The 12,412-nt window shown below is 68.2% G+C and carries 13 protein-coding genes; 7 read left to right on the top strand and 6 right to left on the bottom strand.

Going from position 1 to position 12,412, the window contains the following annotated elements:
- Positions 1-27: 27 nt before the first annotated feature.
- Genes ACWF4Z_RS16175 through ACWF4Z_RS16155 form a run of 5 tightly spaced genes read left to right on the top strand, consistent with a single transcriptional unit; the run spans position 28 to position 3,863 of the window.
- Entirely contained in the window at positions 28-606 is a 579-nt protein-coding gene (locus ACWF4Z_RS16175; protein WP_452243822.1) for a TlpA family protein disulfide reductase, read from the top strand.
- On the top strand, positions 603-1,355 hold the full coding sequence (locus tag ACWF4Z_RS16170) for an NUDIX hydrolase (protein WP_452243821.1): 753 nt from the start codon (positions 603-605) through the stop codon (positions 1,353-1,355). The genes ACWF4Z_RS16175 and ACWF4Z_RS16170 overlap by 4 nt, the downstream gene beginning before the upstream one ends.
- Positions 1,352-2,524, top strand: a complete 1,173-nt coding sequence (locus ACWF4Z_RS16165; protein WP_452243820.1) for a MarP family serine protease — start codon at positions 1,352-1,354, stop codon at positions 2,522-2,524. The genes ACWF4Z_RS16170 and ACWF4Z_RS16165 overlap by 4 nt, the downstream gene beginning before the upstream one ends.
- 56 nt (positions 2,525-2,580) lie before the next feature.
- A complete protein-coding gene (locus tag ACWF4Z_RS16160) occupies positions 2,581-3,099 on the top strand; it encodes a SigE family RNA polymerase sigma factor (RefSeq protein ID WP_452243819.1) in 519 nt (172 codons plus the stop codon).
- On the top strand, positions 3,099-3,863 hold the full coding sequence (locus tag ACWF4Z_RS16155) for a hypothetical protein (protein WP_452243818.1): 765 nt from the start codon (positions 3,099-3,101) through the stop codon (positions 3,861-3,863). The genes ACWF4Z_RS16160 and ACWF4Z_RS16155 overlap by 1 nt, the downstream gene beginning before the upstream one ends.
- On the opposite strand, the gene ACWF4Z_RS16150 is transcribed toward ACWF4Z_RS16155, so the two are convergent.
- From ACWF4Z_RS16150 to ACWF4Z_RS16135, 4 genes are all read right to left on the bottom strand, one after another.
- Complete coding sequence (locus ACWF4Z_RS16150) at positions 3,823-4,674, bottom strand: alpha/beta fold hydrolase (RefSeq protein ID WP_452243873.1); 852 nt, start codon at positions 4,672-4,674, stop codon at positions 3,823-3,825. The two genes, ACWF4Z_RS16155 and ACWF4Z_RS16150, sit on opposite strands and share 41 nt — an antisense overlap.
- Positions 4,675-4,724: 50 nt before the next feature.
- Entirely contained in the window at positions 4,725-5,162 is a 438-nt protein-coding gene (locus ACWF4Z_RS16145) for a phage holin family protein (protein WP_452243817.1), read from the bottom strand.
- Positions 5,163-5,235: 73 nt separating this feature from the next.
- On the bottom strand, positions 5,236-6,450 hold the full coding sequence (gene nhaA / locus ACWF4Z_RS16140; protein ID WP_452243816.1) for a Na+/H+ antiporter NhaA: 1,215 nt from the start codon (positions 6,448-6,450) through the stop codon (positions 5,236-5,238).
- 123 nt (positions 6,451-6,573) lie between these two features.
- The gene (locus ACWF4Z_RS16135) at positions 6,574-7,236 is read right to left on the bottom strand and encodes a haloacid dehalogenase type II (RefSeq protein WP_452243815.1); all 663 of its coding nucleotides are present in this window, start codon (positions 7,234-7,236) and stop codon (positions 6,574-6,576) included.
- Positions 7,237-7,304: 68 nt separating this feature from the next.
- On the opposite strand from ACWF4Z_RS16135, the gene ACWF4Z_RS16130 reads away from it, so the two are divergent.
- A complete protein-coding gene (locus ACWF4Z_RS16130; RefSeq protein WP_452243814.1) occupies positions 7,305-7,886 on the top strand; it encodes a TetR/AcrR family transcriptional regulator in 582 nt (193 codons plus the stop codon).
- 72 nt (positions 7,887-7,958) lie between these two features.
- Here the strand turns inward: ACWF4Z_RS16130 and ACWF4Z_RS16125 are convergent, their stop codons facing one another.
- A complete protein-coding gene (locus ACWF4Z_RS16125) occupies positions 7,959-8,906 on the bottom strand; it encodes a glutathione S-transferase family protein (protein ID WP_452243813.1) in 948 nt (315 codons plus the stop codon).
- Between the two features lie 76 nt (positions 8,907-8,982).
- Between ACWF4Z_RS16125 and ACWF4Z_RS16120 the strand changes: the two genes are divergently transcribed.
- Positions 8,983-9,741 (top strand): GntR family transcriptional regulator, encoded by a 759-nt coding sequence (locus ACWF4Z_RS16120; protein WP_452243812.1) that lies wholly within the window; start codon positions 8,983-8,985, stop codon positions 9,739-9,741.
- 803 nt (positions 9,742-10,544) lie between these two features.
- Here the strand turns inward: ACWF4Z_RS16120 and ACWF4Z_RS16115 are convergent.
- Positions 10,545-12,338, bottom strand: a complete 1,794-nt coding sequence (locus ACWF4Z_RS16115) for a DUF222 domain-containing protein (RefSeq protein WP_452243811.1) — start codon at positions 12,336-12,338, stop codon at positions 10,545-10,547.
- Positions 12,339-12,412: the final 74 nt, after the last annotated feature.

The following is a 12,412-nucleotide window of genomic DNA, read 5'->3' as shown; positions in this document are numbered from 1 at the left end:
CCTGTGAGGCCCATGGTGAGGCCCGGCGTGAGGTTCCGTACGACGCTGCACGCGACCACCTGGCTCATCGCCGGCCTGGTCCTGGCGTCGTGTGGGACCGAGCAGCCAGCCCCACAATCGTCCGGTACGACGGTTGCCGGCGCGGACAAGCTGGTCGCCTGCCCGGCGACTCCGTCCAAACCGCCCGCAACCAACGCACTCCCGGATATCAGCCTGACCTGCTTGGGGGACGGCCCCGACATCCGGTTGGCCGACCTGCGGGGTCCGCTCGTGGTCAACGTGTGGGCGCAGTGGTGCGGTCCGTGCCGGGACGAAGCGCCGTACCTGGCGAAGCTGGCGACGACGGGAAAGGTGCGGATGCTGGGGATCGACTACGACGATCCGCGGCCGGAGCTTGCCGTGAAGTTCGCGACCGACGAGGGCTGGACCTATCCGCATCTGAGCGATCCGGACAAGACGATCCAGCAGGCGCTGAAGGTCGGGGGTCCGCCGCTGACCGCGTTCGTCGACGCGGACGGCGCGGTGGTCTCGGTGCATCGTGGTGCGCTGACCTCGCAGCAGCAGCTCGACCAACTGGTGAAGGACAAGCTGGGGGTGACGCCGTGATCCCCGATTGGCTGCAGCCGCTGGCGAAGGCGTCCGAGAACGTCGATCCGAACCTGCTGTCGCGCTTCCTGCCGCCCGACGATCCGTCCGTGCGCAAGTCCGCCGTCCTGATCCTGCTTGCCGAGGGCAACGATGGTCCTGAGGTGCTGCTGACCGAGCGGGCCTGGACGTTGCGCAAGCACGCGGGACAGATGGCGTTCCCCGGTGGCGGCGCCGACCCTGAGGACGGGACCGGCGACGAGGGGTCGGTGCGGACCGCGTTGCGGGAGGCCGAGGAGGAGACCGGGCTGGATCCTGCCGGTGTCGAACCGTTCGCGATCTGGCCGGCGCTGTGGGTGCCGGTGAGCAACTTCGGCGTGTCGCCGGTGCTGGCCTGGTGGCGGAAGCCGTCGCCGGTCGCCGTGGTCGACCCCGCCGAGGTCGCCTCGGTCCACACCGTGTCGCTCCGTGCCCTGGCCGACCCGGCGAACCGGATCAGCTGCCTGCACCCGTCCGGGTTCACCGGACCCGCGTTCACCATCGGTGACCTCTACATCTGGGGCTTCACCGCGGGATTGCTGGACAAATTGCTGGTGCTCGGCGGGTGGGCGCGCGACTGGGACCCCTCGGTCGTCGTACCGTTGCCCGACCGCCTGGTGGAGGCCGCCTGGCGCAGCCGGGGGAGCCGGCCCGAGGATGTACGGCGGATGACCGCCATCGAGCACGATCTCGGTCGGCTGAACGGTGACGACTCGGAAGGTGTGGAGTGAGCAAGCTCGACTACGCGCTGCTGATCGTCACGGCATTGGTGGCGATCTCGGGATACATCGAGGGATTCGTGCTGGGCGCGTGCGCCACCCTGGGTCTGCTCGCCGGTGCCGCCCTCGGGGTCTGGGGCGTGCCGCGGGTGCTGGACAACTTCTCACCGAGCGTGTCGGTGTCGTTCGCCGCGCTGGTGCTGGTGGTGGTGCTGGCCTCGATCGGCCGCACGCTCGGCGCCATCCTTGGGTCCAGACTCAGGAACAAGGTGTCCTGGAAGCCCGTGAAGTTCATCGACGCCCTCGGCGGTGCCGCGCTCGCGGCCGTGTCCGTGCTGATCGTTTCGTGGGTGCTCGGCGTCGCTGTGAGTGGTGCGCGGATCCCGAGCGTGACGTCGGCGGTGCGCGGCTCGCAGGTGCTGGCGAAGGTCGACGAAGTCCTCCCGAACCGCGCGGACCAGGCTCTCCAGGCGTTCAACGACGTCGTGAACACCGACCTGTTCCCGCGCTTCCTCGACCCGTTCGTGCCTGAGCGCATCCGCGAGGTCCAGCCGCCGGACAGCGCGATCGCCCGGCAGCCGCTGGTCCGGAACGCCTATTCACGCATCGCCAAGGTCACCGGAGTCGCCAGCTGTTCGCGCGGGCTCGAGGGCAGCGGGTTCGTCTTCGCGCCACAACGGGTGATGACGAACGCACACGTGGTCGCGGGCGTGAGCTCACCGCGCGTCGAGGTCGACGGGAAGTCGTACGACGCGACCGTCGTCGTGTTCGATCCCGAGGTCGACATCGCCGTCCTGTACGTGCCTCAACTGAAGGTCACCCCGCTCACCTTCGACTTCGGCGGCAAGGCGGACGCGCCGGCCGTGGTCCTCGGCTACCCGGAGAACGGTCCGTTCGACTCCGAGCCGGCCCGGATCCGGTCCGAGGAGCGCCTCCGCGGTCCGGACATCTACGGCGACCGCACGGTCACCAGGGACGCCTTCTCGATCTGGGCGTCGGTCCGCCCGGGCAATTCCGGCGGCCCCCTGCTCTCGAACAAGGGAACCGTGTACGGCGTGGTCTTCGCCGCCTCGGTCGAGGACAACCGCACCGGCTACGTCCTGACCGCCGAGCAGGTCTCCGACGACGCCAAAGAAGGCACCACCGCGACTCAGGAAGTCTCCACACAGTCCTGTACGTAACTGCAACAACCTGCAACCGGTGCAACAGATCGGTGCTGCCGCCGCATCCTAGGAGTGTGACGCTGACGGCGGGCGGGATGGGGCGGACGTTGTCGTTCGACGAATTGGTGGTGTCGACCGAGCGACGGCTGCTGCGGCTCGGCCTGATGCTGACCGGTGGAGTGCACAGCGCGGAGGACCTGGTCCAGACGGTCTACGCCCGCGCGCACCGCAAATGGGACCGGATCCAGTCGCTGGACAATCCCGAGGCCTACCTGCGGACCATGGTGGTCAACGAGTTCCTCGGCTGGCGGCGGCTGCTGAAGAACGGCGAGCTGCCGATCGCCGAACCCGCGGACCTTCCCTCCGACGAGGACATCGGCGCCCGCCAGGCGCAGCGCGACGCCACCTGGCGACTCCTCGCGGAGTTGCCGCGGCAGCAACGCGCCGTACTGGTCCTGCGGTACTACGAAGATCTGCGCGACGACGAGATCGCCGCTGTCCTCGGGTGTTCGCCCGTCACGGTCAGGTCGAACGCTTCACGCGGGCTGGCAACCCTACGCAAGACCCTGCCGGCCAAGGAGGAGGAACGCTGATGGACAGGCTGACCGACGAAGAGCTCGAGCGCCTGCTCCGGGAAACCTTTGCGGACAAGGAGAAACTGGTCGACACGTTGCTATGGGCAACCAGGAGGCGACGATCGCCCGTGCCGGCCCTGCTGGCGGCCGCGGCCGTCCTCGTCGTCCTCGGAGGCATCCTGTACGGCGTCAACCGCGACCCCGATGTGGACCCGGTCGCAGTACCTCCGACGACTGCAGTGCAGCCCCAGGACGAGGACGCGCAGATCTGGGCGTCGGCCGTGACCGCGATCACGCAGAAGTTCCAGCCGAAGTACGAGCTGCAGCTCGTGGTCATGCCGCAGCGAACCTCTCCCGAGGCCGACCTGGTGATCGTGCCGTCGAGGGAGTACAACAGCGGTCCGCAGAACGAAAGCGCGACCACGGCCCAGCCGTTCTCGTCGACGCAGATGGATCAGATCGCGGATCAGGTCGGCGCGGCCACCCAGGTCCAGGTGGAGTGGCTGCAACCGGGGGTCTACGCCGGCCCCGTCGACACGTGTGCGGCACCGGAGGCGGCTGTCCTCGTGGGGAACGTGGTCGACAAGGGCGACCACAAGGAGGTCCGCACCAAGATCAACTACGGCTGTGACTTCGTGTACGCGGTGACGTACCGCGTCGAGAAGCGCGCTGACACCTGGACGGCGACCGGTCCGGTCGGATCCGGTGAAGGCACGTGGCCCGTCGGATCGACGTGCGCACCTACCGGAAAGAAGCCAGCCACTCCACCAAAAGACTGTTGAACAGGTCCGGCGTCTCTTCGTGCGGGTAGTGACCGGCGGGGGCGATCAGTTCGTGGCGGAGTGGCGCCGTGACCAGGTGCGGTGGGGTCACCATGGTCGGCGTCACAGCTGGGTCCTTGGCCCCGTGGAGTTGCAGCACGGGTACGGCGATCGGCGTACGCATCCTGGCTGAGTACTTGCGGCCGTCCGGGCGTAATCGGGAACGGGCGAACCAGCGGTGATACTCCAGTGCGCAATGCGGCGCCGGCCACACCTGAAGAGCCGCGCGGTACCGGCGGGACGCCTCGGCATCGGGGAACGTCCCGCCCGGCGCCGACCAGGCCCGGAGGAGTTGTTCAATGTGGATCCCGTCGTGCGCCAGGAGCCGGCGTTCGGGCAGGACCGGCAGCTGAAACCAGGCGGTGCGGGTCAATGCCTTCGCCTGGCCGGAGCGGGCCAGCAGCAACGGATGCGGCGCGGACACGGCCGCCAATCCACGGACCTGCCGGGGTGCGAGTACGGCGGCCGACCATCCGATGAATCCACCCCAGCCGTGCCCGACCACGACCGCGTCCGTGGTGCCGAGCGATCGGATCACGCCGGAGACGTCGTCGGCGGCCGTGTAGGGGTCGTAACCACGGGGTGGCTTGTCGCTGGCGCCGTACCCGCGCAGGTCCATCGCCACGGCGCGGTAGCCGGCCGCGGCGATCACCGGAAGCTGGTGGCGCCAGGCCCACCAGAACTCAGGAAACCCGTGCAGGAACAGGACGAGCGGGTCCTCGGCCGCCCCACACTCCGCGACGTGGAACCGGGCCCCGTTGGCCGCGACCAGCGAGTGCGACCAGGGTCCGTCGACCAGGAGGTCGACGACTCCCGCCGGGCTCAGCGCCGTACATCCGGTGCGGGCAGGGCCTTCTCGTCGGTGCCGTTCTTGCCGATCGCCTTCAGTGCCTCGACCGACTCCTTCGAGGTCTCGATCGCGCGCTCCGGACCCCTCGCGCCCTTCAGCGCCCGCATCCCGATGAACGCCAGCACGGCGGCAATCAGCAGGTACACGCCGGCCACGATCAGGAATGCGATCGCCGGGTGCAGGCCGAGCGCCATGACCCCGTACGCCGCGGCGATGGACAGCAGGATGATGACCAGCAAGAGCAGGAAGGCGGCGACCGCGAACAGGCCGGCCCCGGTGCCGGCCTTGACGGCCGTCTTCTTCAGCTCGGTCTTCGCCAGCTCGATCTCGCTGCGGACCAGGCTGGACAGATCCTTGCTGGCGTTCGCGACGAGCTGGCCGACCGTGGGCCCGTCTCCGTTCTGCCCCATCGACATGGCACTCCTTCCAAGGGTCCGTGCCCCGACACTACCGCCGGACCCACTGATCCCCGTGTACCCGGGCTCACTCGGCGTACTCGCGGTTGCGCCGGGCGAGCAGGACGGACGCGATCAGCGCGGCCAGCACGGACGCGATCAGTACGGCGGCCTTCGCGCGCTCGACCTGGTCGGGGTCGGCGGCGAACGCGAGCTGCGCGATCAGCAGCGCGACCGTGAACCCGATCCCGGCCAGCACGGATACCGCGGCGACGTCCCGCCAGGCCAGATCCGAGTTCAGCTCGGCCCGGGTGAAGCGTGCCGTCAGCCACGAGCCGCCGAACACGCCGATCGCCTTGCCGACCAGCAACCCGCCAACGATGCCGATCGCGACCGGGTCGGTCAGCAACTCCCGGACGGCGCTGCCGCTCAGCGTCACCCCGGCCGCGAACAACGCGAACAGTGGTACGGCGACACCCGCGGACCACGGCCGGAGCCGGTGCTCGATCCGTTCCGCCGGCGCGTGCTCTTCACCAGGATCCGTGACCACCCGGGTCACGAACCCGAGCGCGACCCCGGCGATCGTCGCGTGGATCCCGGACTCGTGCATGAACCACCAGGCTCCGATCGCGATCGGGAGGTAGAGGAGCGGCGTCCGGATCCGGAAATGCTGCAGCACGTACCAGGCCGCGATCAGCACGATCGAGGCGAGCAGCGACAGCAGGTGGAAGCCGTGCGAGAAGAAGACCGCGATGACCAGGATCGCACCGAAGTCGTCGACGACCGCCAGCGTGAGCAGGAACGCTCGCAGGGCGCTCGGCAGCGACGACCCCACGATCGCGAGGACAGCGAGAGCGAACGCGATATCCGTTGCCGTCGGCACCGCCCAGCCGTGTGGCTTCCCGCCGTCGGCGGTCAGGTTCACCACCACGTAGATGATTGCCGGGAGCACCATTCCGGAGATGGCGGCGACCACCGGGACGACCGCCTCGCTCAGCTTCGACAGCGTGCCGACGATGAGCTCACGCTTCAACTCGACCCCGGCCAGGTAGAAGAAGAGCGTGAGCGCCCCGTCCGAGGCCCAGCCCTCGACCGTGAGCGGCCCTAGGTGGGTGTCGCGCACGTGGTGGTAGGTGTCCTGCCAGGGCGAGTTGGCCCAGATCAGAGCCACCACAGCGGCTGCGAGCAGCAGCAGACCACCCGTGGTCTCAGCGCGCAGCGTGTTGGCGAGGAAGGCGCGTTCGCGGCCCAGGATCCGCGGGAACGCGCGCTTCTTCTGCCGGATCCGCGGAGTCTGGCTCATGCTCGGGGCCCTCTGTTCGGGGTCGCTTCGGACACCGCCGACCAGACTTCCCGGCACACCGTAGGATCAGGCCGCCGCGTCCGTCGGACGGCGACTCTGACCGCTCGATTCTAACTCTTCCGGCTACCCGGCCTTCACCTGAGCAAGCTCGACGAAGTCCTTGACGACGAGGTCGGGTGCCAGGAAAGCCTTCGGGTACGGCGTATTCCGGCGGTCGATGTAGATCCCCTGCAGCCCCGCCCGCTGGGCGCCGTCGATGTCCCACGGGTGGACGGCGGCGAGGGCCATCTGGTCCACGGACACTCCGCAGACGTCAGCGGCGTACCGATAGGCGTCCTGATGCGGCTTCCAGCGCTGCGGCGCGGCCACATCGAGGCGATGCTCCAGCAAGCCGATGATCCCGGCCTCGGTGAAGACGCGCTCGGACATCGCGGCCGACCCGTTGGTCAACGTGATAATCCGCACGCCGGCCTCGTGCAGTTGACGCAGGCCCGGCTCGACGTCCGGGTGCAACGGGAGTCGGGTGAAGCCGGAGAGCACTCCACTGATCGTCTCCTCGGTTGGATCGATCTTTGCGGCCGCCAGTTGGCCGGCCAGGACGTCCCCGCCGATCGCGCGGAAGTCGGCGTACGCGCCGGCCGCGGTCAGCGCGAACCCGTCCCGCAAGGTCGCCGCGAACCAGGCGTCGAGGCTGTGCCGGGGCAGACCGGCTGCGGCGAACCCGTCCCGGAGCGGCTCGAGGTCGGTCAGCGTCTCGTTCACATCGAGCACCAGTACGTCGAGCATCGCGACTCTCCTGCTGTGTTTGGGCCTAGCTTATCTTGGATCATTCGTTCCAAGATAAGGTGATGGGCATGGCGGATGTCAAACATTTCGACGAGGCGGCGGCGTTGGTCGCGGTGGAGCGGCTGTTCTGGCGGCGGGGCATCGCCTCGACCGGGATCCAGGACATCGTCGCGGCGACCGGGCTGAGCCGGTCGAGTCTGTACAACGCGTTCGGCGGGAAGGACGAGTTGTACGCGGCGGCGCTCCGGCGTTACCTGGACGAGCGGTCCCGGCCGATGTTCGACCGGCTCGTTGCGGATGGCCGGGGGCTGGCCGCGATCACGACGTTCTTCGATCGGTTGCTGCGGCTGCGGTGTGCGGGCGAGTTCGCGGGATGGGGTTGCCTGGTCTCGAACGCGAATGCCGACAATCCGCCGGAGGCCGTGCAGGCCTTGCTGGCAGAGCATCACGCTGCGCTGAAGGCGGCGTTCGTTGCAGCTATGGAGGTCGCCGAGAGCTGTGCTGAGCTCCGGGACGGGGTTTTCGTGGATGGCGCGGCAGAGATGCTGACGTTGCTTGCGTACGCCGTCAACCTGCGCTCACGGTCGGGCGCCTCGCGGGCTCAACTCAAGGCCGCGGTGACGGCGGCGGTGTCCGGGTTGGCTGCCTGATTTTGGGTTGGCTGCCTCATCCGGGGTTGGTTGCCTGATCCGGGTTTGGCTGCCTGATTGGGGTGGCCTGATTTAGGTAAGCCACACCTGAGGGTTCGGGCCTTTGGGGACGATGCCGGTCGGGTTGATGGTGTCGTGGGTGACGTAGTAGTGCCGTTTGATCTGGTCGAAGTCGACCGTGTCACCGAAGCCCGGCAGCGCGTACAGCCGGCGTGCATACGCCCACAGGTTGGGGAACTCGGTCAGCTTCTGCCGGTTGCACTTGAAGTGGCCGTGGTACACCGCGTCGAACCGGACCAGGGTCGTGAACAGTCGAACGTCGACCTCGCTCAGCGTGTCCCCGAGCAGGTAGGTCCGATCGGCCAGGCGCTCCTCGAGGACATCGAGTCGCGCGAACAGTGCGTCGTACGCCTCCTCGTAAGCCTCTTGTGTGGTCGCGAACCCGCAGCGGTACACGCCGTTGTTCACATCCCGGTAGATGTCTTCGATCAGCGCGTCCATCTCGGTGCGGTCGGCCGGGATCAGTTGCGGCGCGCCTTCACGCTGGAACTCGGTCCACTCGGTCGAGAGATCCAGCGTGATCTGCGGGTAGTCGTTCGTGACGACGAGCCCGGTCACCGTGTCGACGATCGCGGGCACGGTCACGCGATCCTCGTACGCCGGATCCGTACGCAGGTACGCCTCCGAGAGGAACGAGATGCCGAGCACCGGGTCGCGGTCGGCCGGATCCAGCGTGAACCGCCAGCCGCGCTCGTCCCGGATCGGGTCGACGATGCCCAGGCTGATCACGTCCTCCAGGCCGAGCAACCGCCGTACGATCACCGAGCGGTGCGCCCACGGGCAGGCGAGGCTGACGACGAGCCGGTACCGCCCGGGCTCGAGCGGCCATCGGCCCTCGTGGTCCGGACCTTCACCAGGGGCTGACCGGGAGTCACGAGTGATCCGCCCGGTGAAGCGGTTGCCTTGCCGTTTCCACTCACCGGTGGGTGAGTTCTCCTGCACGAACTGTCCGCTGGTCATATCGTTAAAACTACCTCGGCCAGGATTGTGGATGGTCACTGGCCGTGAAGTGGAACCAGACGTTACAGTCGGCCTCATGGCCCGCCCAAGAAACAACCCCGGCGATCTCGCTGAGCTCCCCACGGAGCTCCGCACCGATCGCCCGAAGGGTGACCAGATCCGCGAGATCCTGGAGAACCTCACCCGCTCGCTGGCCGTCGGCACCGTACTGCCGTCCGAGCGCGTCCTGGCCGAGCGCTTCGGCGTCGCCCGGATGACCGTCCGGCAGGAGGTGGACCGCGTGGTGGCCGAGGGCCTGGCCGCCCGGCGTCCCGGCGGCGGCACCTTCGTCGCCGAACCACGACCGTCGCGCATGCTCGCGTCGTCGTTCAGCCAGGACATGATCAACCGCGGCATCAAGCCCGGCGCCAAGGTCCTCGAACACCGCGTCGGCTCAGCCGACGAAGACCTCGCCCGCGAGCTCGAGGAACCGGTCGGCGCCCCCGTCCTGCACCTCGTCCGCCTACGCACCGCCGACGGCGAGCCGATGGCCATCGAGCGCACCGCACTGTCCCTGCACCGCTACCCAGGCCTCGACGAGGTCGACTTCGGTGAGAATTCCCTGTACGGCGAACTCTCCACCCGCTGGGGCGTCACCCTAGGCATGGTCTCCGCCTCGATCGTCGCCGCCCCACCCGACGCCACCGACGCCGAACTCCTGGAAATCGACGCCACCACCCCCTGCCTCATTATCACCTCGGCCCCCCGCACCGCCTCCGGCGAAGTCATCGAATTCGGCCGCTCCACCTACCGCTCAGACCGCTACGACATAACAGTCGCCTACCGAGCCACCTAACGCAGCCGCTGTTCTTTCGCCGCCTTTGGCGGTGCGGGTGGTGGACACGCGCCGAGGCGGTCTGCGGGGTACACCTGCTCACGCGGAGGCGCGGTACACCTGCTCACGCGGAGGCGCGGTACACCTGCTCACGCGGAGGCCGGGTCGGGGCATTTGCGCGAGTGGCTGGGAGTTGGCGTTGTCTTGGACTCCGCAGTCGGTTCCGGAGAGGTCACCGCTTCCGGGAGGCGCCTTCTGTTGCACGCCTTCGGCTGTTGCATGAGGTGACTGACGCTGACGCGGTTCGCGGGTTTGCACGTACCGACGCGGTGGGGTTGGAGGGGCGGTGTTCACGCGTGTTGAGAGCCTGAGGTGCGCGAGTGGTTGTGGGAGCTGAGTGGTCCCAGAAACAACATCGTGTCGAGGCGGCCGTTGGATGGTTCGCCCTTGCGGTGTCCGCGGGGTTGAGACGCGCCGGCGTGGTTCGCGCCGTACGCGTGGTCAGGGCGGAGGGTAGGGCGGCGAGGTTGCGCGCTTGCTGAGAGCTTGCGGTACGCGGGTGGCTCGGGACGTGCGTGGTGTTGTGAGAGGACGCCGTTTCGCGGCGGGTGTCCTGTTGGCCAGCCTTGGCGGGGAGTGAAGACAGCGCCGACGAGGTCGGCGCTGTGCACCTGCGGATGTCGGGAGTCGGGTCTTGGCCGGCCCGGGTAGCTACGTGGGACTGCTGGTGTGCTGTACGTGTGGATGCGTGTTGGCCTGCGGTCGGTTGGCTGGTGGATCCGGCTGTATCCCGGCGACCACGGTGGTCAGTGGGCTTGTGGTGGTTAGGTCGCGTGGGTGTGGGTGTGGGCGTGGGGTTGGGGTTGCGGGTTGGGCTGGGTTGGTGTGTTGGGCTGGGTGGGTGTGGGTGGGTTGGGCCAGATGGCGAAGCGGGCGGCTTCTTGGAGCATGGGTTCGTCGGCTTTCCAGCGGCTGGGGCGTTGGGTGGGCGTGTGTGTGGAGCCCGGCTTGTCGCTGGTGGGTGAGTCGGTGGGGCGGGTGTCGGCGGGCGTGTTTGTGGAGTGGGAGTTGTCGGCGGGCGTGTGTGCGGGGCGGGGGTTGTCGGTGGGCGTTGTTGTTGGGCCCGTCTGGTTGCCGCGGGTTGTGTGGGGTGGTTTGAGGAGTGCTGCGAGGGGTGGTGGTGGTTGGGGTGGTGGGGTGGCCCAGGCGGGTTGGGTGACGTGGACTTGGCCGTTGGTGATGGTGATGGTCCAGTGGCCGTGGTGGAGGGCTGTGTGGTGCCGGCGGCAGAGGAGGGCGAGGTTGTGGAGGGCGGTGTCGCCGCCGTCGATCCAGGATTGCAGGTGGTGGGCGTCGCACATGATGGGTGGGGCTCCGCAGATGACGCAGCCTTTGTCTCGGGTGTTGAGGGCGCGGCGTAGTGCTCTGGTGACTAGGCGTTGGCTGCGGCCGACGTCGAGGGGTTCGGAGTTGGTGCCGAGGACGATTGGGATGATGTTGGCGTCGCAGGCGAGGCGTCTGATGGCGGCGGCGGAGAGGTTGTCGCCGTAGGTGAGGGTGCCGGTGGCGTTGGTGGTGGCGGTTTTGAGGTCGTCGTAGTCGATGGTGACGGTGATGGTTGCCTTGGCGCCGTAGCCGGGAACGTTTCTTGGGGTGTCCGCTGGGCTGTTCGCGCTGGCTCCGCTGCCGTGGTGGCTGGTGTTGGTGACGTTGCGTTCGCGGTCGGTGGCGGTGGCGGCGGCGGGGGTGTTGTCTGCGGTCGGGCTGCCGGCGGTGTCCGCGGTGCTGCTGTCTGCGGCGTAGCTGTCCGCGGGTGCGGGTGTGCCGTTGGCTCGGTTTGTGGCGGGTCGGTTGTGGTTGGAGGAAGCGTCAGTGGCGCCGGCTTCGGTTGTGGGTGTGGGTGTGGCGGCGTCGAGGGCTGCGGCGGCTATGGCGAGGATGCTGCTGAGGGCGTCTGCTTGGCGCTTGTCGCGGGATCTTGGGTCGAGTTCGCCGTGGGGGGTTTTGTGGGGGCGGGCGCCGGTGTGGATGCAGGATTGGAGGAGTTCGGCGTTGTCGTTGGCGAGGTAGCCGCTGAATTTGATGCCGTTGTCGGCGGGTTTGAGGGTGAGGGATTCGCGGGCGTAGGCGGCGTTCTCGTCGGGTTCGGGGCCGTCGGTGTCGAGGAGGTTGCAGATGTCTTTGGCGGTTTTGGCCAGGTCGGTGGGGGCGAGGTGGGCGGCGAGTTTGACGAGTTGTTCCTCGGCGATGTCGAGGTCCTCGACGGGGACTCGGTCTGCGACGCGGTCGAGGGCATTGGTGATGGCGGCGGCCTGGGCGGGGCGGATTGGCTGGTCGGGGTCGGTGAGTGCCTCGGCGACGATGTCGTGTTTGGCCAGTGCGCGGGCGAGTTTGACGGTGCTGTGGGCTTCGCGGCGGTCGAGACGGTGCCGTGTGGCGAGGAGTTCGGCGGTGTTGGCGGCGCCGAGTTCTTTGGCCAGGCCGCGTTCGTCGATGGCGGCGGTGATCTGCAGGTCGTAGGTGAGTAGCCGGGTGATGGCGGCCGCGATCTGGTCGCTGGTGGACAGCAGTTCGCTGTCGCTCAGCGACCACACGGGCCGTTCACCTAGCTGTTCCATACCGGCAACGATAGACCCGGCCACGGACACTTTCCAAACCCGTTTCGCCTTGTTTTCAAGGGATTCCGCTGTCC

Source organism: Kribbella sp. NPDC055071 (genome assembly GCF_053608045.1).
The sequence above is the reverse complement of the archived record's forward strand: the minus strand, read 5'-3'. Positions and strand labels throughout refer to the sequence as shown.